This is a genomic window from Noviherbaspirillum sp., assembly GCF_035654295.1.
GTDB lineage: Bacteria > Pseudomonadota > Gammaproteobacteria > Burkholderiales > Burkholderiaceae_D > Noviherbaspirillum.
Genome location: NZ_DASRXF010000154.1, coordinates 18,977 through 42,019, shown reverse-complemented (window position 1 = coordinate 42,019; position 23,043 = coordinate 18,977). Strand labels below are relative to the sequence as shown.

The window sequence follows — 23,043 nt, the reverse complement described above, 5'->3', positions numbered from 1 at the left end:
TTCCACCTGTCTAAGAGCCAATATGGACGACGTCAGCGTATCGCGTGCGTTCGCGCGATCTATGCCTTGCGGCAACATAGTAATGTGACAATGACGAAAATTATTCGTGCCGTCTCGTCCTTTTCTACTATTTCACACTTTTCACGCCTTTGAATCAAGGATGACCATGGCAAGTACCGCATCGCCATGGTCGTCCCGGATTGCTGCATGGCGTGATTGGGATTCCAAACTTTTTGGCAAACGTCGGGTAATGGCCCTCACTATGAGGCCGGCAGAAACTGTAGATTCAGGCAACGGTGCCAATCACGATAATAGCCGTTAGCTTAAACGGAAGGACAGGGTCAGTACGGGAAAGATTGTCAAAGTAATTCCTGAGAACCGTCCATGCGCCCTGAAGAGCGCGGAATTTTTGTCAAACTAATTCCCGGTTGTCAAACTTAATTCCTGCCTACCAGGCGGGCGGCGTGATTGGAAACGCCATGGATTTTATTTTACATAATGCGAATTATGCGAACAAAGCTTGTAGTGGCTAAATTAGAATGTCTCGGTCTGGTTAAGCGCGCCTTCGGGCTGAAGGTCCATCTGGCGTGGTGTCCCGCCAGCGCGGCAAGCGTGGACACCGCCAATTGGCGCCGGGCGTTGCCAATATGGCCCTGTCGATCATTCGTGACCGCTATCCCGATTTCGGGCCGACGCAACAAGCTGAGACATTTGAAAATGGCCGCAGCCAGGACATCTGAAAGCAGCTTGAACAAACCTGTGCGGGCAAGCGGCTTTCTCGTCCTGACTCTGGCGTTACGTTATACTAAAGACTGGGTGCTCACACTTTCAGTGTGGCAGGTTCATGCGATGGTCGGGCCGCCTCGCGGCTTTTTTTTCGCCCATATGAATACACCCGCAGTCAGTCGTCCGATGTGCTCGACACGTCCTCCTTCCCAAGCCCGTCCCCTTCAGGTATTTCGTTCAAGCCGCGACACCTCAACCGCTCGCCGTCATGGGGTGGCGATCCAATCTTTCGCATGTGAAATGCCGCTGAGCGGACAATTTGTACTTTCATCCACAACTAATATAGAAAAAAAGGCATGTTTCTCATGGCAAATATCGACATGATCGCGGCTGCAATATTCGGTTTGGCCCTCATTCACACCTTTGCTGCGAAGTCGTTCGAACGTATTGCAGACAGGAGCCCGCGCCACGCGGGCCTGTTTCACCTGTTGGGAGAAATCGAGGTGGTCTTCGGGTTCTGGGCGTTTGTACTCATGATCATCATGGCGTTCGTGTCAGGCGCCGAACAGGCCGTCGAGTACCTGGAATCACGGCAATACACTGAGCCCTTGTTCGTTTTTGTCATTATGGTGGTGGCGGCCTCACGGCCCGTGCTCGAGGCGGTCAAGGCTTTTATCGCGGCGGCGGCCAGGCTTGCGCCGGCCGATACCTTGCTGGCGCGGGTCTGGCTTTGTTTTGCCCTTGTCCCACTCATAGGGTCGCTGATTACCGAACCGGCTGCCATGACCCTGGCAGCCCTGATGCTGGCGCCGCTCGTATTCCGGCCTGGCATCCCTGAATGGCGCAAATACGCGGCGCTAGGCGTGCTATTCGTCAACATTTCGATTGGGGGCACGCTGACGTCTTTCGCCGCTCCCCCCGTGCTGATGGTTGCCGCAACCTGGGGTTGGGACACTAGTTTCATGGTGATGAATTTCGGCTGGAAGGCTGCCATTGCCGTCGTCATCAATGCCACGGCCATCTCATGGCTACTTAGAAAACATCTGTCAGAACCCGCCGTAATTGGCGGCACCCAAGCTGAAGTTCGCATTCCACTGGTAGTGATGCTGATACATCTCCTGTTTCTTGGCGCAGTGGTCGTATTGGCGCACCATCCGGTCTTGTTTGTTGGCGTATTCTTGTTCTTCCTAGGCTATACGCAGGCCTACCCGCAATATCAGAACCCTTTGATCTTGAAAGAGGGCCTCCTGGTCGGCTTTTTCCTCGCAGGACTGGTCGTCCTGGGCGGGATGCAGCAATGGTGGCTTCAGCCCATCGTATCCGGTCTCGAACCGGTTGCCTTGTTTTTCGGCGCGCTTGCACTGACCGCCATTACCGACAACGCGGCGCTGACCTACCTGGGATCTCTGATCGAAGGGATTTCGGAACAGGCGAAGTACATGCTCGTGGCCGGCGCGGTGGCGGGAGGCGGCCTGACCGTGATCGCGAACGCGCCGAATCCGGCCGGTGTTGCGCTTCTTCGCGACGGATTCAATGACGGGAGCATAGGAATCGGGGCGTTGCTGGCCGGGGCGCTTCTGCCCACGCTCGTTGCCGCCGGCTTTCTCCTCCTGCTTTGATTTGTCCAAGCACCGGATAACATTCAATGCGCGAACTGCCCGATATGGAGCGAGTCTACTTTCCGGAAAGGCCTGTACCAGCCTCCTCTTCCAGAAAAAAACCCGTTACAGGAGAAAAAGATGGAAGTTCGATGTGTCGTGGTCACCGGGGCTTCGGGGGGAATCGGGAGGGCGACAGCAATCGCCTTCGGCCGCAAGGGGTGTCGCGTGGCACTGCTTGCGCGCAGCAGAGAGGGGTTGGCGGGCGCTGCACGCGATGTGGAAGCCGCAGGCGGTATTGCTCTTGCCCTCCCCACCGATGTCGCGGACCATACCCAGGTCGAAGCCGCCGCCGAACATGTGGAGCGCGAGTTTGGTCCCATCGATGTCTGGATCAACAATGCGATGGCCACGATCTTCTGCCCGTTCGAACAGATCACGCCTGAAGACTTCGAACGGGCGACGCAGGTGACTTATCTTGGCGCTGTCTGGGGCACGATGGCGGCGCTCAAGCGCATGCGTCCCCGCAACCGGGGCACCGTCGTGCAGGTGGGATCCGCCCTCGCCTACCGCTCGATTCCGCTGCAGGCCCCGTATTGCGGCGCCAAGGCGGCACTGCGCGGCTTCACCGACTCGCTGCGCTCGGAGCTCCATCACGACAGGAGCAAGGTACACCTGACCATGGTTCAACTGTCGGCATTCAACACGCCGCAGTTTGATTGGGGCAGGACCTGCTTTGACAGGCAGCCGCAACCGGTACCTCCGATCTTTCAACCCGAACTGGCGGCCGAAGCCATCGTCTGGGCGGCCACCCACCGGCGTCGGGAATTGTGGGTCGGCTTCCCGGCCGTCAAAGCCATTCTCGCCACGCATCTCGTCCCGGGCTTTCTTGACCGCCTGCTCGCGTCACGCGCGTACGAAGGGCAGCTGACAGACGAGTCGAATCCGCCCGGCCGCCGGGATAACTTGTACACGCCCGTTCCGGAGGACCGCGGCGCCCACGGACGCTTCGACAGGCGGGCGAAGGCAACGAGCTGGCACTACCGAATGACCATTCATCGGGGCCCCATCGCTGCGGCAGTACTGCTGGCCCTGGCTGCCAGCGGTGCGGGAGCATGGCTGGCCTGGACCTGATGAAGCCTCCTGCCGTCAATCCTCGCCTTTCAGCGCCAGCCACGCCATGACCTGCGACACATGCGTCAGGCCCTGCGGATAGTTGCCCAGCATTTGCCCCGCGTCCATGTCGTACTCCTCGGAAAACAGGCCGAGTTCGTTGCTGCAGGCCAGGCAGCGATCGTAGTACGCGCGTGCCAGATCCTTCGCACCCTGCTGCGCGAGGCAGGCGACGAGCCAGAATGTGCATGGCAGGAACATGCCCTCCGGCCCGGCCAAGCCGTCGGGGCCGCGATACCGCAGCAGCAGGCCGTCTTCCTCAAGCGTATCGCGGATGGCCTGTACGGTACGCAGCATGCGCGGGTCGTCGTAAGTCACGAAGTCGATCCGCGGCAGGATCAACAGCGCTGCATCCAGCTCGCTGCTGTCGAAGGCTTGCACGAAAATTCCCCGTCCGGCATCGACTCCGCGTTCCTCGATCGCCGCGCGAATCGCGTCGCGCGTCTTTGTCCAGTGCTCGACCGGCGCTGAGAATCCATTGGCCTGCGCGAGCTGCAGGCCCCGGTTGAGGGCGGCCCAGCACATCGCCTTGGAATGGACGTAATGCCGCGGCTCGCCGCGCACCTCCCAGATGCCGTGATCGGCTTCCTGCCAACGCCGGCAAACGGTCTGCACCACGTCGTGGAGAAAATCCCAGTAATCCGGTTCGGTCTCGTGTCCGTGGCAGTGCCATTGCCAGGCCATTTCGAGCAGTTCGCCGTAGATGTCGAGCTGTGTCTGCCCGGCGGCAGCATTGCCGATGCGGACCGGTCGCGAGCCGCGATAGCCTTCCAGCCACTGCAGCTCGGACTCGGTCAGGCGGCGCTTGCCGTCCACGCCATACATGATCTGCAACTGCTCCGCACTGCCGGCGGCGCTGCGCTGGATGAAGTCGTGGAAGCGGTCCGCTTCGGCGGCGTAGCCGAGCGTGTGCAGCACCCGGATCGTGAAGACTGAATCGCGCACCCAGCTGAACCGGTAGTCCCAGTTGCGCTCCCCGCCCGGCCATTCGGGCAGCGAGGTGGTCGGCGCCGCGATGATGGCACCGGTGGGTTCGAAAGTCATTCCCTTGAGGACGATGGCCGAGCGGACCGTATGGGCATCGACCTCGCACGGCGGGCGCATGCGTGCAGTCCAGCCCGACCACCATTCGCGCGTACTGTCGAGATGGCGGTCGATCTCCTCGGGTCGGATACCGTCTTCCGACACGGCGAGGTCAATCCGTTCCGGAAATTCGAACTGCAGGGCCAGCCGTGCCCGCTCGCCGGCACGCAGGTGAAAGCGGCAGCCAAGCGAGCCGCGCCCGGTCGTTTCCAGCGGCATGTCGGCGCGGATCAGCAGGCCTTGGTTGCTGCCGATGGCGGAATGGAGCTGCGGGCCGTGCCTGCGGATGAAAGGGAAGATCTCGCCGTAGTCGAAGCGCGGGCAGACTTCGACCAGCATTTCGACATCCCCGTGCAGTCCGTCCACGATGCGCACAAGGTCGTAGCGCGGCTCTTCCGGTGCGTCCATGGCGAGGAAATCGGTAACCTGCACCTCGCCTTCGGCAGTGCGAAAGCGTGTCTCCACGATCATCGTCCCAGGCACATATTGCCATTCCGAGGTGAACACCTTTGCCGGCGCGATGCTGCAATGACCGCCCTTTTCCCAGTCGAGCAGGCGGCCGAAGCAGGTGTCGTCGTCGAAGCGAGGCATGCAGCACCAGTCAACCGAACCGTGCCGCGATACCAGCGCGCCGCAGTGGCAGTCGCTCAATAGCGCGTAGTCTCCGATCGCCGGGTAGCGTTGCCTCATGGCGCTGCCCAACGGTCAGGCACGCGCATGTCTTGGCAAATGCACCGGTGCGCGCCAGCGTGCAATGCGGTCCCAGGCGCCGAAATGCGAGGCGACGCGTCCGAGCGGTATTGCCAGCCATACCAGCATGAGGCCGAAAAACACCGATGCTGCCGCTGCCACCCCCGAGTAGCCGCCGATCACCCAGGGAGAGGCGAGAAGCCAGAGGCCGAAAGCGATATTAACGAAGCGCAAAGGCCGCGCCACCTCGCCCCAGGCCATGATTGTGAACGTCACGACCAGCGCGCCGACCACATGATCGTTGTGGGCGGCAAGACCTTCGGTATCGAACAAAAGGCGCGTGCACATCAGCGCGATGCCGATCAGCGTGCTCAAGAACAGCGTCCATGGCACGCTGATCCCGGTGATGAACATTTCGCGCAGCACTTCGCGCGGTGATGCTTCGAAATTGTCCGAGTAATCGGCGCTGCCGCCGGCGATGGTGTCGCCGCGCAGCAGCAGGAACCACAAGGGACGGCCTTGGCGGCGGCGTGCCTTCATGAACTGCAGCGTTGCCAGGATTTCGTCGAAGGAATACGGGATCTGCAGCAGCATCGCCAGTGCGCCGATCAGGCACAGCGTGCACCAGGTGCCGATCACGATGGGCTGGATGATGATGAAGAACACGCTGACGGCACCCAACGGCACGATCAGGATGCCGAAAGCCAGCACGAGCCAGGGCATTGTGCGCCAGCGGCGCTTGTCCCCGATGATGCCGGTGAGGATCTCGAGCACGTACACGGTTGCACCCAGCCCGGCGTCCGCGACCGGCCATGCCTCCGATACCGATGAGGTGATAATGCGCTCCGTGCCGTCGCCGAAGAACGGGTCCCAGGCCGCCGGAATATGTCCGAGCTGGTAGGCAGCCAGATAGCGGGAAATGAACAGCCCGACGAAAGCCAGGATGATGATGGGCAGACGGTTGGTCCATCCCGAGGGGGTGTAATCCCAGCCGGGAGGCGTGTCGGGACCGGTCACGCGCGCGATGGGATTGATGCCGGGGGCAACGGGGATGGCGACTGCGAAGGCGATCACCAGCGCGCCCACGAGCGTGTCGTTGGCATAGGCTGCGGCGCTCGGCGTCCAGAACAGCAGCGGCGCAAACAGCAGCCACAAGCCCAGGCCGGCGACCGTCCAGCGCGCCCATCCGGCGTCGCGTGACAGCGAAACCAGCGCAAACGCCACGATCAGCACACCCGTGATGACTTCACTCATGGTCATCCAGGTATCCGAGTACAGCATGCCGCGCCCAGTGGGCGTGATCGGGTCGATCGGCACCATCCAGTTCTGCGCCAGGCCGAACACCCAGGGACTGCTGATCAGCCAGAGTCCGAGCGCCATGTTGGCGAAGTGGCACCACAGCGTCTGGTTGTGTTCGAAGCGGTCGAGCGCCTGGTAATCCGCGATGGCGGCGGGGCTTGGCGCGTTTTCGTCACGGGTCTCTTCCATCCACAGCGGTAGCGGAATCTTGTTGCGCTTGTACCAGCCTGCCGGGTCGCTGCGCAACTCGCCGATCATTACTGGCAGCGACTGCCGCAGGCGATGCTGTGGATGCCAGTCCAGTAGCCGTTCTGCGCGCGCGATGTCCAGCTCGTAGTGCTCGTCGGCCAGCGCGACCATGAAGGGCTTGATGAAAGGCTCAACCCCGCGATCGATCGCATCCGGGACGACATCCTCCATCTTGTCCTGCAGCCAGGCGCCGGTTGCCGCCACCGGCTTGGGAATCTGCCGCGTCTCCCACGGCTGGCCGTGGACAAGACGGCCGATCAGGTTTTGCAGGGCTTCATAGCTTTCCGTGACCGGCTCGCCGATCAACAACGCGGCTTCTTCCGGCAGCCGGCCGCGCCGGTCGACGGCTGCGCGCATCGCCTGGGCAACGTCGTCTATATGCACGAAGGACTGGCCGTGGGAGGCATCGCCGGGAAAGACGCGGCTGAGCATCTGACGCTCGTAGATGCGCTGGATCTGATTGGCCAGCGAAGGGACCTCGCACTGATCCGTGTAGACACCGGCAATGCGCATGATGAGCGCCGGGATCTTTCCGCGTTCCCCGGCCACCATGCGTTCCGCATCGAGCTTGGATTGCGGATATGGCCAGGCCGGTTTCAACGGGGAATCCTCGTTGATCGGCTGCCCCGGTTCCGTCGGCGCATGCACGAGCATGGTGCTGGCATAGATGAACTGTTCGACGTCGAACGCTTGCAGCGCCTGCAGCAGGCGCCGCGTGCCCTTGACGTTGACTTCGTCGTACATCGGATGCGGCTCACCTGAGAAGTCGTAAAAGGCGGCAAGGTGGATTACTGACGCAATATGCTGCCCGTATCGTGCGCGCAACGCCTCGCATCCTTGCGCGAGCGCCTCGTCCGACGTGATATCGACGTTGATGCAATTGTCGCCGCGACACTTGCGTTCGAATCCAACGACGGTGTAGCTGTCTTTCAGCGCGGCGGCGATGACGCTCCCGATGCGTCCCTCCGCCCCGGTGATGAGCACCACGGGTTTTTGAGAAGCCATCCTGTCCTCCTGGGAATACTCGAGAAACTCAGGCAGGATGCATGCCATTTCCCCCATTGACGCGTACACCGGGCGCAGGCGTTTCCTTCTTTTTGATCGTGCAAGAAAATCCTGCAAGCGACTGCAGGATTTACACACTTCCGTTGCAGGAACGCTCCTCTTGTCCGGATGTCAATTGAACATCCTCCTTACACAACCGCGTGATGAAAGCCCCCCTGCTCACCCAGCCGCCCGAAAGCACACCGAGCTACATAGCCATCGCCGGCCATCCGATCCATCCCATGCTGATCACCTTTCCAGTCGCCTACCTGATGGCCGCGCTGGCGAGCGATCTCGGCTACTGGTGGACCGCCGATCCCTTCTGGGCCCGCGCTTCTCTCTGGCTTACAGGTGGCGGCTTGGTCATGGGGCTGCTCGCCGCGCTCGCCGGGGCCCTGGATTTTCTGCTGGTCAGGGAGATCCGCCGCCACGTGACAAGCTGGAGCCATTTCCTGATGGCAGTGATGATGCTGTCGATCGCGGGTGCGAACTGGTGGCTGAGGCTTCCCGACCCGGAGGCTGGTGTCATGCCCTGGGGAATTGTCTTGTCGGCGGCGACGGCGTTCGCACTGAGCATTGCAGGATGGTTGGGCGGAAAACTGGTGTTCGAGCACAAGGTCGGCACCGGGGAGGAGGAGGAAGCGGAGGATGAGGTCGAGACGGAGGTGGTCGTTCTCGAACGTTAGAAGGGCTTGGCCGTCACCAGCGTCACCACGCCCGCAACCAGCAGGGCCGGCAACAGCGGCAGCAACCGGTATACCAGAAGACGGCGCTGCACATGCTTGCGCCGGAAGGCATCCATCAGCGCGCCGCAGTACACGTGGAACAGCACCATCAGCAGCACGAGCAGCAGCTTGACATGCAGCCAGCCGCCGCTGAATCCGCGCAGAAAGATCAAGGCCATTCCTGCCGCCACCGCGAGCAAGGCGCTCGGCGTCATGATGAGCGAATAGAGGCTTCGCTGCATGGCGATCGCGTTCGCCCGCGTGCGCCGGTCCTCCCTGCTTGCCTCGCGGACAAGCAAGTGCGGAAAGTAGACCAGGCTGGCCGACCACATCAGCAGGAAGACGATATGGATGGCCAGGATGAGCTGCATCAAATTCACGAGCGTCGCTTCCTTCGGCATGCGGATTGCATGTGTCGGCCGCGTGGACATGCCAGCTCCCGCACGCCGAAACACCAATAACGAACCGGTGCACATGCCAGCCTCTCCTGAATTGAGCAAGAACCGAACCATACTGGCCGCGGCAGCGCTGCTCCTGTGCGGATGCGAGGGCGTCCAGTCCGCGCTGGAACCTGCCGGACCGCACGCCGCGAGCATCGCGCGCATCTGGTGGGCCATGTTCTGGGGCGCCTGTGCGGTACTGCTGCTGGTGACCTCACTGGCCCTGTACGCCTTCATCCGCTCTCCGCAACGCCGCGAGCGGACGCGGCCCGACAGGATCATTCTCGCCGGCGGCGTCGCCCTGCCGGTCGTCACGCTCACCGCCCTGCTCGCCTACGGCGTGCACGCGATGGCCTCGCTGCGGACGCTTGCCGAAGACGCCATCGAAATCGAGGTCGTGGGAAACCGCTGGTGGTGGGATGTGCATTACCTGGGCGAGGATGGCGAGGTGATCCGTACCGCGAATGAGATCCGTGTTCCGGCCGGGCGCGCGGTGCTGCTGTCCCTGCGCAGCAACGATGTGATCCACAGTTTCTGGGTACCGTCGCTGGCAGGCAAGATGGATCTGATCCCGGGCCGGACGAACCGGCTGATCATCCAGGCCGACAGGCCCGGGGTGTACCGAGGACAGTGTGCGGAGTACTGCGGCGCGCAGCACGCGCGGATGGGCATGCATGTTATTGCGGAACGGCCGGCGGATTTTTCAGTCTGGCTCGACCGCCAGCGGGCCCCGGCAACGGTGCCGGGCGACGAGAGCATGCTGCGCGGCCGCCAGGCGTTCGTGCAGCGTTGCGCCGGCTGCCACACGGTACGGGGAACGAGCGAAGCACGCAGCGCAGGGCCGGACCTCACGCATCTTGCATCACGCGAGTTCATTGGCGCGGGCACGCTGCCCAACAACCGCGAGAACCTGCTCGCCTTCATCGCGCGCACCCAGGAACTCAAGCCCGGCAGCGCAATGCCTTCGCAGGGCGATCTCGATCCAGTGGCGCTCGAATCGATCGTCGCCTACCTGGAGAGCCTGCACTGATGGCGGCGCTGCACGACCGGCTGGAGCTCATCTGGGCCAACGCGCCCGGCTGGGGCGCATTGGCCGCGGTCAACCATACCACGCTGGGCCTGCGCTTCATCGTTACCGGCTTCGTCTTCTTCCTGATCGGCGGCGTGTTGGCCATGCTGATCCGCAGCCAGCTCGCCTTTCCCGGCAACGACCTGCTCGATCATCGTGCCTACGCGCAGGCGTTCACCATGCATGGCACGACGATGATGTTCTTTTTTGCCGTGCCCATCATGGAGGGCTTTGCCGCCTACCTGATACCGAAAATGATCGGTGCGCGCGATCTTATCTTCCCGCGGCTTTCGGCTTTTGGTTACTGGTGCTACCTGTTCGGCGGCATGCTCCTGTTCTCCAGCTTCCTTGTCGGCGCAGTCCCGGACGGCGGGTGGTTCATGTACGTGCCGCTCAACAGCAAGATGTTTTCGCCGGGACTCCATGTCGACTTCTGGCTGCTGGGCGTGACCTTCGCCGAGATCTCGGCCGTGGCAGCCGGCATCGAGCTGATCGTCTCCATCCTCAAGACCCGGACGCCCGGCATGGCTCTGCATCGCATGCCCCTGTACGCGTGGTACATCCTGGTCACCGCATTCATGATCGTGTTCGGCTTTCCCCCGCTGATCCTCGGCAGCATCCTGCTGGAACTGGAGCGGGCCTTCCTGCTGCCGTTCTATGACGTCGCGCGCGGCGGCGATCCGCTGCTCTGGCAGCACCTGTTCTGGATCTTCGGCCATCCCGAGGTCTACATCATTTTTCTTCCGGCCGCCGGACTGGTCACCACCATGCTTCCGACCTTCGTGCAGCGGCCGATCGCCGGCTATGCCTGGGTGGTGCTGGCCGTGATTGCGACTGGCTTCATCAGCTTCGGCCTGTGGGTGCACCACATGTTCACCGTCGGCATTCCCTTGTTGTCACTGGCCTTCTTTTCCGCAGCCAGCATGGCCGTCGCGGTCCCGACCGGCATTCAAGTGTTCGCCTGGATCGCGACGCTGTGGAGCGGCAAGCCGGCGCTGCACACACCGATGCTCTACATCCTCGGCTTCCTGTTCATCTTCGTCCTCGGCGGCCTGACAGGCGTGATGGTGGCGATGGTGCCCTTCGACTGGCAGGTGCATGACACCCACTTCGTTGTTGCGCACCTGCACTATGTGCTGTTCGGCGGCATGGTCTTTCCGCTGTTTGCCGCGCTGTACTACTGGCTGCCGCTGTTCTCGGCGCGCGCGCCGTCGGCACATCTGAGCCGTTCGGTGTTCTGGATGATCTTCCTGGGATTCAATCTGACCTTCCTGCCGATGCACCTGACCGGGCTGCTCGGCATGCCGCGGCGGGTCTACACCTATGCGCCCGAACTCGGCGTGGATGTGTTGAACCTCGTCTCGACAGTGGGCGGCTTCCTTTCGGCCGCCGGCGTCGGCATGTTCGTGGTTGACGTGGTCCTGCATTTTCTGCACGGACGGCGCGCACCGCCGAACATGTGGAACGCATCGACGCTGGAGTGGGCGATTTCCACGCCCGTGCCGCCCTACACGTTCGTCTCCCAGGGGCGTGTAGAGGATCGCGAGCCGCTGTGGAAGGATCCCCTGCTGGCGGCACGCATCGCGCAAGGCCGGGGCTATCTCGGACAACCCGCCGTCGCGCGGCGCGAGACGCTGGTGACGGGCACTGTGCACGCTGAACCGGAATCCGTCGCCATCCTTCCGGGCAATACCTACGTGCCTCTGGTTGCGGCACTATTCACCGGCCTGTTCTTCATCGGCTTCCTGGCCAAGCTGTACTGGCTGTCAGCGATCGGCGCGGCGCTCGCCGTCGGTGCGCTGACCGTATGGGCCTGGCGCGGCGAGGACGCCAGTGTCGAAGATACCGTGGCGACGGGCGAAAGTCTGCGCCTTCCCTGCCACTACGCGACCCGCCAGCCGCCCGGTTGGTGGGGCACGCTGATTGCGCTGCTTGCCGATGCGACCCTGTTCCTTTCGCTCCTGTTTGCCTACTTCTACCTGTGGACGGTGTCGCCGGCGTGGCCGCCGGAAGGCTTCGGCGGTGCGGGCCTGCTGTGGCCGTCCCTTGCGCTCATCGCCTTGCTGGCCAGCAGCGCGGCATTGCAATGGGGCGAAACCGGCAACCGGCAAGGGCGGCGCGGCCGATTGCAGGCAGGCTTTCTCCTGGCCATGGGACTTGCCCTCGCCTTCGTCGTACTGCAGGCCGCGGCACTGGCCGGGGGCGCGCCTTCGGCAACCGCCCACGCGTACCGCGCTCTGATGTTCACCATCACCGGATTCCAGTTCGTGCACGTCGCCATCGCCATCCTGATGGCGGGCTTTACGCTGTTGCGCGCGCGGCGCGGCATGATCTCTCCGCGCAGGCCCGTGGTGCCCCGGGTGGCGGCGCTGTTCTGGCATTACACGGTGCTCCAATGGCTGGGGGGTTTTGCCACACTACATCTCTTCCCGCTGATCGCAGGAGGCTGACATGCGCAATCCCTTCACCCGGAACCATCTCCTGAGCCTGATTGCCGCGCCGCTCATCTGGGCGGCGCACTTCCTGGCGTGCTATCTCTTCGTGTCAATCGCCTGTGCGCTCGCCGTGCCCGGTGCGCGCACGGGCATTGCGGCAGCGACCACGCTTGCCCTGGCATTGATCGCCGTCTCGGCGTGGTCGAACTACCGTAAATGGTCGGCGGTTCGACGTTCGAATGCGCCGGATGCGCCCACGCATGCCTTCTTCGCCCTCAACGCCATGATGCTCGCGGCGATGTCCGCGCTGGCCCTGTCCTGGGTGGCCTTCCCCGCGCTCATGCTGCCGGTATGCGCCGCCTGATCTTCGCCGGAGTCCTTGCCGGTCTTGCGCCCCGCCTCGCGCGGGCACACGGCAGCGAGGCACATGGATGGTGGTCGTTCGACCCGTGGGTCTGGATACCCTTGGCAGTCGCGGTCACGCTGTATCTGCGCGGCCTGGTTGTGCTACGCCGGAAAGGCGTACCCATGTCAGTCACCCGGCCTCCGGCGCTGGCCGGTTTTGCGGGCGGCTGCGCAACGCTCTTCGCCGCGCTCATCTGGCCGCTCGATGCACTCGGCGAAACCAGCTTCGCCGCCCACATGGCGCAACATATGCTACTGATCGCCGTCGCCGCGCCCCTGCTGGCGATTGCCCGTCCTGCCCCTGTCCTCTTGGCCGCCCTCCCCGCGCGCGTGCGGCGGTTCAATGGCGCACTCGGCCCGCTGTACGGCCTGCTGCGTGTGTTGGCGAGGCCACGCGTCGCCTTCGCCGTGCACGGCGTTCTCGTATGGCTATGGCATGCACCGCTGCTGTTCGAACTGGCGTTGCGCTGGCGCTGGGTGCATGTGCTTGAGCACGCCGCCTTCCTGGGCAGCGCCGTGCTGTTCTGGAGTGCCATGCAACGCGCCGCCCGGAGCGGCGGAGAAGGATGCGGCACGGCAGTGCTGCTGACGCTCGGCACCCTGATGCATACCGGCCTGCTCGGTGCCCTGCTCACGTTTTCGCCGCGCCTGCTGTATCCGGAGTACGAAGGCCGAACGGCCCTTGGCCTGTCCGCCATCGAAGACCAGCAGCTTGCCGGTCTGCTGATGTGGATTCCGGGGAGCATGGTATACCTCGCCGCCGGCCTGTGCTTCGTTGCCGTCTGGCTGCGAAAGCCGGCCATGCACTAGGCCCGATGGAAAAAATTTCATGTGCAATTCTTACCGCCCGTGCGCAATTTGTACCCCCGCCCACCCGGACGCCCCTCTCCGCTCCCTTGCACACGGTGTGGCACGAGGCTTGCACCGCATGGCTGCTTGAAACATGGCGGCATCTCCCGAAAAACGACACCGGACACCATGCCCAAGATCCCGGCCAGGAACGCTGTGCTGCGCGCGGCAGCGGCCCTCCTTGTGTTCCTGTTCGCCTGCACATGCCGGGCGGCACCGGCACCGCTTACGCTGCTGACAATCGACGGGCCGATCGGGCCTGCCAATGCGGACTACGTCGCGCGCGGCATACAGCGTGCGGCCGCCAACGGCAGCCAGCTGGTCATCCTGCAGATGGATACACCGGGCGGACTGGATACGTCGATGCGCACGATCATCAAGGCCGTCCTCGGCTCGCCGGTACCGGTCGCCGGCTTCGTCGCCCCCGGTGGCGCCCGTGCCGCCAGCGCCGGCACCTATATCCTGTACGCCAGCCATATTGCTGCGATGGCACCCGGCACCAATCTCGGTGCGGCGACCCCGGTCCAGGTTGGCGCACCCGGTGCGGAACCGGGCCGTACGAAGGAGCGGCCGCGCGGCAGGGACGAAGCGTCTGACAAGAAATCGGGACAAGGCGACAAGACCGATTCGCCGGATGCCGCCACCAGCGAGCCCACGACCCGTAAGCAGGTCAACGACGCTGCGGCCTATATACGCGGATTGGCGCAGATGCGCGGCCGCAATGCCGACTGGGCAGAACGCGCGGTGCGCGAATCCGTCAGCCTGCCGGCGGAGGAAGCGGTGAAGATGCGCGTCGCCGATGTCATGGCTGCGGACGTGCGCGCCCTTGCCGCTGCGCTCGACGGGCGGCGCATCACCGTCCTCGGCCAGGAAAAGGTGCTGCAGACCCGCGATGCACCCGTCACGGACGTGCAGCCTGACTGGCGCGCACAGCTGCTTGCCGTCATCACCAATCCGAGCGTCGCGCTGCTGCTGATGACCATTGGCATCTATGGGCTGTTCTTCGAGTTCATGAATCCGGGAATGGCTGTGCCCGGGGTAGTCGGCGCCATCTGCCTGCTGCTGGCGATGTATGCCCTCCAGCTGTTGCCGGTGAACTATGCGGGCATCGCCCTGATCCTGCTCGGCCTTGCCTTCATGGTGGCGGAGGCCTTCCTGCCGAGCTTCGGCGTGCTCGGGCTGGGCGGGATTGCGGCCTTCGTCACCGGCGCGGTGATTCTGATCGACACGGAAATGCCGGGCTTTGGCATACCCATCCCCCTGATCGTCGGCACAGCGGTAGTTAGCGCCGTGCTCGTCGCCGCCATCACCATCGTCGCCCTCAAGACCCGGCGGCGGCCGGTGGCCGCGACAGGCAATCCGGCAGGAGCCGTCGCGGAAGTGGTCAGCGTGTCGCACGGGGAAAACTGGGTAAGGCTGCAAGGCGAGATCTGGCGCGCGGAGAGCACGTCGCCCTTGCATGCCGCGCAAAAAGTGCGCGTGGTCGGGCGCAAGGGACTGGTTCTGGAAGTCGTTCCCAACGGGAGTCGCACACAAGGAGAATGAATATGTACTTCGATCTCGGTTTCGGATTCGGCGGCCTGCTGCTCATTGCGGCCATATTCTTCCTCGCCTCGGCCATCCGCGTGCTGCGCGAGTATGAACGCGGGGTGGTGTTCCAGCTCGGGCGTTTCTGGGGCGTGAAGGGCCCGGGTCTGATCATCGTCATCCCCGTGCTGCAGCAGATGGTGCGGGTGGACCTGCGCACTATCGTGCTGGACGTGCCGACACAGGACGTGATCTCGCGCGACAACGTCTCCGTCAAGGTCAACGCAGTGATCTACTTCCGCGTCGTCGAGCCGGACAAGGCGATCATCCAGGTCGCGAATTTTTTCGAGGCCACCAGCCAGCTCGCGCAAACGACGCTGCGCGCCGTTCTGGGCAAACACGAGCTCGACGACATGCTGGCCGAGCGCGAACGACTCAACATGGACATCCAGCAGGTGCTGGATCAGCAGACCGATGCCTGGGGAATCAAGGTCGCCAATGTCGAGATCAAGCACGTCGACCTCGACGAATCGATGGTGCGGGCGATCGCACGGCAGGCCGAGGCCGAGCGTGAGCGCCGCGCCAAGGTGATCCACGCCGAAGGCGAGCTGCAGGCCTCCGAGAAACTGATGCAGGCGGCCAATGTGCTGGCGCAGCAGTCCGGCGCGATGCAGCTGCGCTATATGCAGACCCTGTCAGCCATCACCGGCGACAAATCAAACACGATCGTCTTTCCCTTGCCGATCGACCTGTTGACGGGACTGGTAGACCGCGCGGGAACCGGGCAGGACCGGCAGCGCGGACAATGAAGACGCGTGCGTTTTTCCTGCGGACGCTGTTCTATGGCGCCCTGTGGTGGGTGATGACGGAAGGTTCGCCGGATGGCTTGGCGCTGGGCGCGTCGTGCGCGGGACTGGCGGCGCTGCTGAGCCTGCAGTTGCATCCGCCCACGCCCCGTCGGCTGAAGATTGCGGGGATACCGGGTTTCGTCCAGTTCTTCATCGTACGCTCCATCCGCGGCGGTGCGCAGGTCGCCGCCACCGCGCTCAAACCCCGTCTCGAGCTGCGTCCCGGCATTCTCGACATTCCCCTTCGCCTGCGCGATGAACCCGACCAACTGTTCCTGGCCGGAGTGCTCAATCTCATGCCCGGAACATTGGCCGCCGGACTGGACCAAGGCCGGCTGCAACTGCATGTGCTGGACCGGTACGCCCCCATCCAGGACGAAGTGCGCGAAGCGGAAGCAAGGGTGGCCGGCCTGTTCGGCGTGGAGCTGTCATGACTGCCCTGTCCCTGTCCCTGGCCCTGTTTCTCCTCGCCAACCTGCTCGCAGCACTGCTATTGGTGGTGCGCGGGCCCACCTCGGCGGACCGCCTGCTGGCGGCACTGCTGTTTGGCACGACGGGGACAACGGTGCTCCTGCTGCTGGCGCGCGGACACGGGCCGCTGGTAGACGTGGCACTGGTGTTTGCGCTGCTGGCGGCAATCACCGGCGCCGCCTTTGCCCAGCGCGCCTGGCGCAGGAAATCGGGAGCGAACGAACATGAGCATCATTGACTGGATCAGCGCAGCTTGCCTGCTCGCGGGGGCCGGATTCTTCTTCGCAGGCACGGTGGCCTTGCTGCGATTCCCTGATGTCTACACGCGCCTGCATGCGCTGGCCAAGGCCGACAACCTCGGGCTGGGTTTCATGCTGCTCGGCCTGCTTCCGTACGCCGGCGGTACGGCCGCAGCGCTCAAGCTGGTGCTGGTCTGGCTGCTGGTACTGGCCGCCAGCGCGTCGGTCAGCTTCCTGATCGCCCGGCGTGCCAGGCGGCGCAAGATCCCGCCTTGGACCAGCCAGGAGAATGCATGATCGCGCTCGCTTTCGACCTGCTGCTTGCAGCCTCTTTGCTCTGGGCCGCATTCCGTGCCCTGACTACCCTGGACCTCTTTCGCGCAGTGGTCATGTTCATCGTCTTCGGCCTGCTCATGGCACTGGCCTGGGCGCGGCTGGATGCGCCCGATCTCGCCTTGGCCGAGGCCGCTATCGGCGCCGGGCTCGCCGGGGCGCTGCTGTTCGATTCGGTCGGACACTTGCGCGCGCGCGGCAGGAGCAGGCCATGACGCGGGGGACGGGAAGATTCCGGAAAATGCTGGTCAGCGTCGGATGCGCCTCCCTTGCCGGCGCGGCGGTGTTTGCGGTCATGGCGCTTCCGGAACCGGCAGTACGCCTCGCCGGCCCGGTCGAGGCGAATATGGACCGGAGCGGAGTGACGCATCCCGTGACCGCGGTACTGCTCAACTTCCGCGGTTACGACACGCTGCTCGAAATCGCCGTCCTGTTGCTGGCGCTGCTTGGTGTGGCGGCGGCTGGCGGCAGTGAGAAGATCGGATTGCGCCGCCTGCCGTCCGCACCGCATGCCTTCCTGCAATCGCTCACCCGGTTGATGGCGCCGCTGATGGTGCTGGCTGCCGGCTACCTGTTGTGGGCAGGATCGCACCGCCCCGGAGGCGCATTTCAGGCAGCTGCCGTGCTGGCAGCGGGCATCGTGCTGCTCTTTCTTGCCGGATTGCTGCCCGAACGCCTGCAATCGGACCGTCTGCTCAGGGTGGGTATGGTCGCCGGCTTCCTGGTCTTCCTCGCCGTGGCCGCTTTTCCCCTTGCCGGAGGTGCACTGCTCCAGTATCCGGTGCCGCTCGCCGGCGCACTGATCCTGCTGATCGAATCGGGTCTCACGATCTCCCTGGCCCTCATCCTCTCCGGCCTGTTCCTGCGGCTGCCGGATGAATTCGAAGAGGAGGAAGAATGACGCCGGGACTGCTCTTCGCGCTGACGGGCATTGCACTGTTTTCCTCCGGGGTGGCCGGCCTTATCCTGCAAACGCATCTGCTGCGCAAGATCATCGCCTTCAATGTAATGGGAAGCGGCGCCTTCCTGGTGCTCGTGGGCCTGGCCCAGCGCAGCGGCGAACCCGACCCGGTGTCGCAGGCGATGGTATTGACGGGCATCGTCGTATCGATCGCGGCGACGGCGCTGGCGCTCGCCCTCGCGCGCCGGTTGCTGAACCTGACCGGCGAGATGCGGTTTCCTGCGGAGGGGCAGGATGATTGAAATCGAGCTTATTCCTCTCATCATCCTCGTGCCACTGCTGTGGGCAAGCCTCGCGTTTATCGCCGGGCCCGCGCATGGCTGGAAGCTGGCGCTGGGCGGCAGCACCCTCCAGCTTGTGCTGGCGTGGCGTCTGGCGGCGGAGGTAGGAGGAGGTGCGGACCGGGTGCACGTGCCGGGCGGCTGGGAAGCGCCGCTGGGCATCGCACTATCGGCCGACGGGTTGGCCGCGGTGATGCTGTTGTTGGCACAAGGCGTTGCCTTGCCTCTGGCTTTCTATGCCCGCGCCTATTTCGCGCGCCATCCGGAAGGCGCGCACACCTTCTGGCCGCTGACGGGCTTTCTGCTCGCCGCAATGAACGCGCTCTTCCTGTCCGCCGATATCTTCAACCTGTATGTCACGCTGGAACTGGTCGGACTGGCGGCCGTGGGGCTTGTCGCGTCCGGTGGCGCAGGCTCTGTCGCCGCCGCCTTGCGTTACCTGCTGGCGACGCTGCTGGGCTCCGGCTCCTACCTGCTCGGCGTCGCCCTGCTCTACGGCGCTTACGGCACTGTCACACTGCCGGAACTGGCATCGCAGGTGACAGAGGCGTCGCCGCCGGTCGCCATGCTGGCGGCCGGACTGATGCTGGCCGGCATGGCTGTCAAGACGGCGCTGTTCCCCTTTCACTTTTGGCTGCCCCCGGCGCACGGCGGCGCGCCCTCGCCCGTGTCGGCCCTGCTGTCGGCGCTGGTGATCAAGGCCTCCTTCTATCTCGCAGCGCGCCTTTGGCTGGCCCTGTTCTTGCCGCTGGCCACACCTTCCTGGGGCCAGGTGATCGGCGTGCTCGGCGCTGCGGCCATCTTCTGGGGTTCATTCATGGCCTTGCGGCAGGCCCGGCTAAAAATGCTGATTGCCTATTCCACGGTGGCCCAAGTGGGTTACCTGTTCCTGTTCTTTCCGCTGGCCACACATACCGAGCCTGCCGCCGCACAAAGCGCGCTGCAGGGCGTTACGCTGCAGGCGCTCGCTCACGGGCTGGCCAAAGCGGCGATGTTTGCGGCGGCGGGGGCAGTCATTCTGTCCACGGGGCATGACCGCATCATGCAGCTCGGCGGCATTACGGCACACATGCCGGTGACAGTCTTCACGCTAGCCATCGCCGGCGTGTCGCTGATGGGCCTGCCCCCGTCGGCAGGCTTTCTCGCCAAGTGGCTGTTGATCGACAGCGCCATCGTGAGCGGCCAGTGGTGGTGGATCGTCGTCATGATCGCCGGCGGCCTGCTGACGGCCGCCTATGTCTTCAAGGTGCTGCGTCACGCCTTCCTGCGCGCCGAACAGAGCGAGGTCTACAAGCCCTTGCCGCGCCTCGTCGAATGGCCGGGTTTCCTGCTGGCGGTGGCAAGCCTGGCACTGGGCCTGCGCGCGGCGGAGTTGTTGAACGTACTGGGCACGCCATGACCTGGAATGACGCTCTCCCCCTGCTGGTACTGAGCAGTTCCTTGTTGCCGGGGTTTATCATCTTCAACCTGCCCGAGGAGCGCCGGGGCATGCGCACCGCGCTCAACCTGGCCGGAGCAGGCCTCAAGCTGGTCTTCATCGCCTTCATGCTCTGGGGTGTCGCACGCGGGGAGCGCTACGAATTCCGCTACGCCATCGTGCCGGGCCTGGAACTGGTGCTGCGTGCGGACGCACTCGCGATGCTGTTCGTCACGTTGTCGGCGGCGCTGTGGTTCCTCACGACCTTGTACGCGATCGGCTACCTGGAAGGATCGCCGCACCGCAGCCGTTTCTTTGGATTCTTCAGCCTGTGTGTAACCGCTACCGTCGGCGTGGCGATGGCGGGCAATCTGTTCAGTTTTTTCTTTTTTTACGAGCTGCTGACGCTGTCCACCTATCCGCTGGTTGTGCATCGGGGGAAGGCGTCCACGATGAAGGCCGGGAACATCTATCTCGCCTACACACTCGCAGGCGGGGCGGTGCTGCTGACGGGCGTGGTGTGGCTGTACGGCTTGCTCGGCCGTGTCGAGTTCGTGCCCGGCGGCTCGGTGTCGGTGCTCGGCCCGGCTTATGCTGACCAGTTACGGCTGGTGTTCGGCCTGCTGGTTGCCGGGGTTGGTGTGAAGGCGGCGCTCGTGCCGCTGCATGGATGGCTGCCGAAGGCGATGGTTGCCCCTGCGCCGGTATCGGCACTGCTGCATGCGGTCGCCGTCGTGAAAGCCGGAGCCTTCGGTATTGTCCGCATCGTTTACGAGGTGTACGGTGCGGACTTCACCCACGGGCTGGGCTTGTCGGCGCCGCTGGCCGTCCTGGCCGGCATCACCATCCTGTGGGGCTCCCTGCGCGCACTGTTCCAGGATGACCTCAAGCGGCGGCTTGCCTACTCGACTGTGAGCCAGGTGTCCTACATCGTGCTCGGCGTCGCTCTGGTCGGTCCGATAGGAACGATAGGCGGGCTGGTTCACCTTGTCCACCAGGGCATCATGAAGATCACTCTGTTCTTTTGCGCCGGCAATTACGCCGAGACGCTGGGGATTCACAAGGTCAGCGAAATGAATGGCGCCGGACGGCGCATGCCGTTGACCACGCTGGCCTTCAGTGTGGGCGCCCTCGGAATGATGAGCGCGCCGTTCACCGCCGGCTATGTCAGCAAGCATTACCTGACCGAAGGCGCCGCAGTTGCAGGCGCACCATGGGCCGAATGGGTCCTGCTGGCGTCGAGTGTGCTCAACGCGGCCTATTTCCTGCCTATTCTGTACCGCGCCTGGTTCAAGCGGCAGGAGGATGCGTGGCCGGAAGAATCGATCCCGCGCCGCGGCTGGCTGGAAACGAATGGCCTCCTGCTTGCCCCGCCGCTGGTGAGTGCTGTTGCCGTCCTTGCCGCGGGCAGCTTGTCGGAACATCCGTGGAGCCCGCTATCCTGGGCCAAGCTGATCGCGGAACGGCAGTATGTGAGCGTGGAACGATAAGCCGGGCGAATCGCTGAAACGCTTCGGATTTTACTCAGAACCTGTGGGCATCACGTCGTTCCAACAGACGCACGCAAGGAAAGACCGGCATCTTTGCCCCAGATCAAATTTCCCGCGCGTATATATGCATTAGGCTCACATTGTCGTCAGCCGAGTCAGTTTGACTTGCCTACAGGAAGGGAAAGACCATGCCTAATATCCTAGTTCCGTTTGACGGATCCGATAGCGCACTCCGTGCGGTACGCCACGCCGCCCGTTTGGCAAAACTGATTGCCGGAACGCAGATCGAATTGCTCCATGTACTCGATCCGGTACTCGTGGGTGAACACACGGTGATATCGACGCAAGATATCCGTCGCATCCAGGATGAAGAGGCCGCACGCGTGCTGCAGCCCGCTCGTGAGGTGCTCGATGCGGAAGGCATTCCGTATATGGCGCATCACCGTTGCGGCGCGCCGGCTGGCGAGATTGCTCAGCAGGTGTACGAATCGAAGTGCGACGCTGTCGTAATGGGCACGCGCGGCCTCGGGCCGATCGCCAGCATCATGATCGGATCGGTGGCGACCCGGGTGATCCATCTGGTGGACGTTCCTGTCACCCTCATCAAATAAGCGGACCGATGCTGTCGGTCTGGTCCGAGTTCGGACTCTGCGCCGCATTGATCGCTTTCGCAGGACGGCGTCTTTCTTATTACGGCGACGTGATTGCGGACAAGACCGGACTGTCCGGCAACTGGATCGGCATGATCCTGCTCGCGTCCGTCACATCGCTGCCTGAACTGGTGACGGGCATCAGTGCCGTGACGCTCGCGGATGCGCCCGAGCTTGCGGTAGGCAATGTGCTCGGCAGTTGCATGGTCAACCTGTCCATGCTGGCCGTGATCGACTTCCTGCATCGCCGCGAATCCTTCTATCGGCGCGCCAGCCGCGCGCACATCCTGTCGGCGGGCTTTGGGATCGTCTCGCTTGCTTTTGTCGGCATCGGCATCCTGCTCGGCTCGACGACGCCGCGTGCGGCCGTCGGCCATATCAGTGTGCAGGCGCTAGTGATCTTCGTCCTGTACGGCGTCGCGATTCGCACGGTGCTTGTTTTCGAGAGGGAACAGATCCGCGAATTCGCCGCGGACGTTGCGGACCGTTATCCTGACCTGAGCCTGGGCCGGGCTGTGCGCGGCTACCTGCTGGCAGCCGTTATCGTTGTCTGCGCCGGCTTGTGGCTGCCCTTCATCGGTACGCGCCTGTCCGATGTGATGAACTGGCACGGCTCCTTTGTCGGCACGCTCCTGATGGCCGCTGCGACGACATTACCCGAACTTGCAGTGACGGTTTCCGCGATCCGGATTGGGGCGCTCGACATGGCCATCGCCAACCTCCTGGGCAGCAACCTGTTCAATGTCACGATTCTCGCGGTCGATGACTTGTTCTATCTGAAAGGCCCGATCTTCGCGCAGATCACGCCAGTCCAGGCATTTTCCGCCTTTTCCGGCTGCCTGATGACCGGACTGGCGGTCATCGGCCTGAGCTGCCGCCCTGGCGTACGCCTGCTCAGCGCGGTCGGATGGATCAGCCTCTGCCTGATTTTTGTCTATGTGCTGAATGCCTGGGTGCTGTTCCATTTTGGGGGATAGCATGGGTCTTGGGTATCATGGGGAGTATGAAATGTCGCTCTTTCAACATCTGCGAGTTGCAATG

The 23,043-nt window shown here is 63.6% G+C and carries 22 protein-coding genes; 19 read left to right on the top strand and 3 right to left on the bottom strand.

Going from position 1 to position 23,043, the window contains the following annotated elements:
• The first annotated feature begins 1,091 nt into the window (after positions 1 to 1,091).
• Complete coding sequence (locus tag VFF99_RS15580) at positions 1,092 to 2,345, top strand: putative Na+/H+ antiporter (protein ID WP_325019472.1); 1,254 nt, start codon at positions 1,092 to 1,094, stop codon at positions 2,343 to 2,345.
• A gap of 120 nt (positions 2,346 to 2,465) precedes the next feature.
• Positions 2,466 to 3,458 (top strand): SDR family oxidoreductase, encoded by a 993-nt coding sequence (locus tag VFF99_RS15575; protein ID WP_325019470.1) that lies wholly within the window; start codon positions 2,466 to 2,468, stop codon positions 3,456 to 3,458.
• 15 nt (positions 3,459 to 3,473) lie between these two features.
• Here the strand turns inward: VFF99_RS15575 and VFF99_RS15570 are convergent, their stop codons facing one another.
• Positions 3,474 to 5,270, bottom strand: coding sequence for a glycoside hydrolase family 15 protein (locus tag VFF99_RS15570; protein ID WP_325019468.1), 1,797 nt, complete (start codon positions 5,268 to 5,270; stop codon positions 3,474 to 3,476).
• Between the two features lie 15 nt (positions 5,271 to 5,285).
• Positions 5,286 to 7,823 carry an NAD-dependent epimerase/dehydratase family protein gene (locus VFF99_RS15565; protein ID WP_325019466.1) on the bottom strand — a complete coding sequence of 846 codons (2,538 nt, stop codon included), beginning with the start codon at positions 7,821 to 7,823 and terminating at the stop codon, positions 5,286 to 5,288.
• A 203-nt stretch (positions 7,824 to 8,026) separates the two neighbouring features.
• Between VFF99_RS15565 and VFF99_RS15560 the strand changes: the two genes are divergently transcribed.
• Complete coding sequence (locus tag VFF99_RS15560; RefSeq protein WP_325019464.1) at positions 8,027 to 8,548, top strand: DUF2231 domain-containing protein; 522 nt, start codon at positions 8,027 to 8,029, stop codon at positions 8,546 to 8,548.
• Here the strand turns inward: VFF99_RS15560 and VFF99_RS15555 are convergent.
• Complete coding sequence (locus tag VFF99_RS15555) at positions 8,545 to 9,018, bottom strand: CopD family protein (RefSeq protein WP_325019462.1); 474 nt, start codon at positions 9,016 to 9,018, stop codon at positions 8,545 to 8,547. The genes VFF99_RS15560 and VFF99_RS15555 overlap by 4 nt on opposite strands.
• Positions 9,019 to 9,079: 61 nt before the next feature.
• Here VFF99_RS15555 and coxB point away from each other — a divergent pair, with 61 nt between their 5' ends.
• The 16 genes from coxB (at position 9,080) to VFF99_RS15475 (ending at position 22,979) form a co-directional block, all read left to right on the top strand.
• Positions 9,080 to 10,057, top strand: coding sequence for a cytochrome c oxidase subunit II (gene coxB, locus VFF99_RS15550; RefSeq protein WP_325019460.1), 978 nt, complete (start codon positions 9,080 to 9,082; stop codon positions 10,055 to 10,057).
• Positions 10,057 to 12,546 (top strand): cytochrome c oxidase subunit I, encoded by a 2,490-nt coding sequence (gene ctaD / locus VFF99_RS15545; RefSeq protein ID WP_325019458.1) that lies wholly within the window; start codon positions 10,057 to 10,059, stop codon positions 12,544 to 12,546. The genes coxB and ctaD overlap by 1 nt, the downstream gene beginning before the upstream one ends.
• 1 nt (position 12,547) lies before the next feature.
• Positions 12,548 to 12,895, top strand: coding sequence for a hypothetical protein (locus tag VFF99_RS15540; RefSeq protein WP_325019457.1), 348 nt, complete (start codon positions 12,548 to 12,550; stop codon positions 12,893 to 12,895).
• On the top strand, positions 12,883 to 13,746 hold the full coding sequence (locus VFF99_RS15535; RefSeq protein WP_325019455.1) for a cytochrome c oxidase assembly protein: 864 nt from the start codon (positions 12,883 to 12,885) through the stop codon (positions 13,744 to 13,746). The genes VFF99_RS15540 and VFF99_RS15535 overlap by 13 nt, the downstream gene beginning before the upstream one ends.
• A gap of 168 nt (positions 13,747 to 13,914) precedes the next feature.
• Positions 13,915 to 15,330, top strand: a complete 1,416-nt coding sequence (locus VFF99_RS15530) for a nodulation protein NfeD (protein WP_325019453.1) — start codon at positions 13,915 to 13,917, stop codon at positions 15,328 to 15,330.
• Positions 15,331 to 15,332: 2 nt separating this feature from the next.
• Positions 15,333 to 16,121: a slipin family protein gene (locus tag VFF99_RS15525; protein ID WP_325019451.1), complete on the top strand. Its 789-nt coding sequence runs from the start codon at positions 15,333 to 15,335 to the stop codon at positions 16,119 to 16,121.
• Positions 16,118 to 16,594 carry a Na+/H+ antiporter subunit E gene (locus VFF99_RS15520; RefSeq protein WP_325019449.1) on the top strand — a complete coding sequence of 159 codons (477 nt, stop codon included), beginning with the start codon at positions 16,118 to 16,120 and terminating at the stop codon, positions 16,592 to 16,594. Before VFF99_RS15525 ends, VFF99_RS15520 begins: the two co-directional genes overlap by 4 nt.
• Positions 16,591 to 16,869, top strand: coding sequence for a cation:proton antiporter (locus VFF99_RS15515; RefSeq protein ID WP_325019448.1), 279 nt, complete (start codon positions 16,591 to 16,593; stop codon positions 16,867 to 16,869). Before VFF99_RS15520 ends, VFF99_RS15515 begins: the two co-directional genes overlap by 4 nt.
• The gene (locus VFF99_RS15510; RefSeq protein WP_325019446.1) at positions 16,856 to 17,167 is read left to right on the top strand and encodes a cation:proton antiporter; all 312 of its coding nucleotides are present in this window, start codon (positions 16,856 to 16,858) and stop codon (positions 17,165 to 17,167) included. Before VFF99_RS15515 ends, VFF99_RS15510 begins: the two co-directional genes overlap by 14 nt.
• Complete coding sequence (locus VFF99_RS15505) at positions 17,164 to 17,418, top strand: DUF4040 domain-containing protein (RefSeq protein WP_325019444.1); 255 nt, start codon at positions 17,164 to 17,166, stop codon at positions 17,416 to 17,418. Before VFF99_RS15510 ends, VFF99_RS15505 begins: the two co-directional genes overlap by 4 nt.
• 26 nt (positions 17,419 to 17,444) lie before the next feature.
• A complete protein-coding gene (locus tag VFF99_RS15500; protein WP_325019442.1) occupies positions 17,445 to 18,104 on the top strand; it encodes an MnhB domain-containing protein in 660 nt (219 codons plus the stop codon).
• On the top strand, positions 18,101 to 18,406 hold the full coding sequence (locus VFF99_RS15495; protein WP_325019440.1) for an NADH-quinone oxidoreductase subunit K: 306 nt from the start codon (positions 18,101 to 18,103) through the stop codon (positions 18,404 to 18,406). The genes VFF99_RS15500 and VFF99_RS15495 overlap by 4 nt, the downstream gene beginning before the upstream one ends.
• Entirely contained in the window at positions 18,399 to 19,844 is a 1,446-nt protein-coding gene (locus VFF99_RS15490) for a complex I subunit 5 family protein (RefSeq protein WP_325019438.1), read from the top strand. The genes VFF99_RS15495 and VFF99_RS15490 overlap by 8 nt, the downstream gene beginning before the upstream one ends.
• Positions 19,841 to 21,352, top strand: a complete 1,512-nt coding sequence (locus VFF99_RS15485; protein ID WP_325019436.1) for a complex I subunit 5 family protein — start codon at positions 19,841 to 19,843, stop codon at positions 21,350 to 21,352. Before VFF99_RS15490 ends, VFF99_RS15485 begins: the two co-directional genes overlap by 4 nt.
• A gap of 188 nt (positions 21,353 to 21,540) precedes the next feature.
• Positions 21,541 to 21,963 (top strand): universal stress protein, encoded by a 423-nt coding sequence (locus VFF99_RS15480; RefSeq protein ID WP_325019435.1) that lies wholly within the window; start codon positions 21,541 to 21,543, stop codon positions 21,961 to 21,963.
• A gap of 8 nt (positions 21,964 to 21,971) precedes the next feature.
• On the top strand, positions 21,972 to 22,979 hold the full coding sequence (locus VFF99_RS15475) for a sodium:calcium antiporter (RefSeq protein WP_325019433.1): 1,008 nt from the start codon (positions 21,972 to 21,974) through the stop codon (positions 22,977 to 22,979).
• The last annotated feature ends 64 nt before the right edge of the window (positions 22,980 to 23,043 follow it).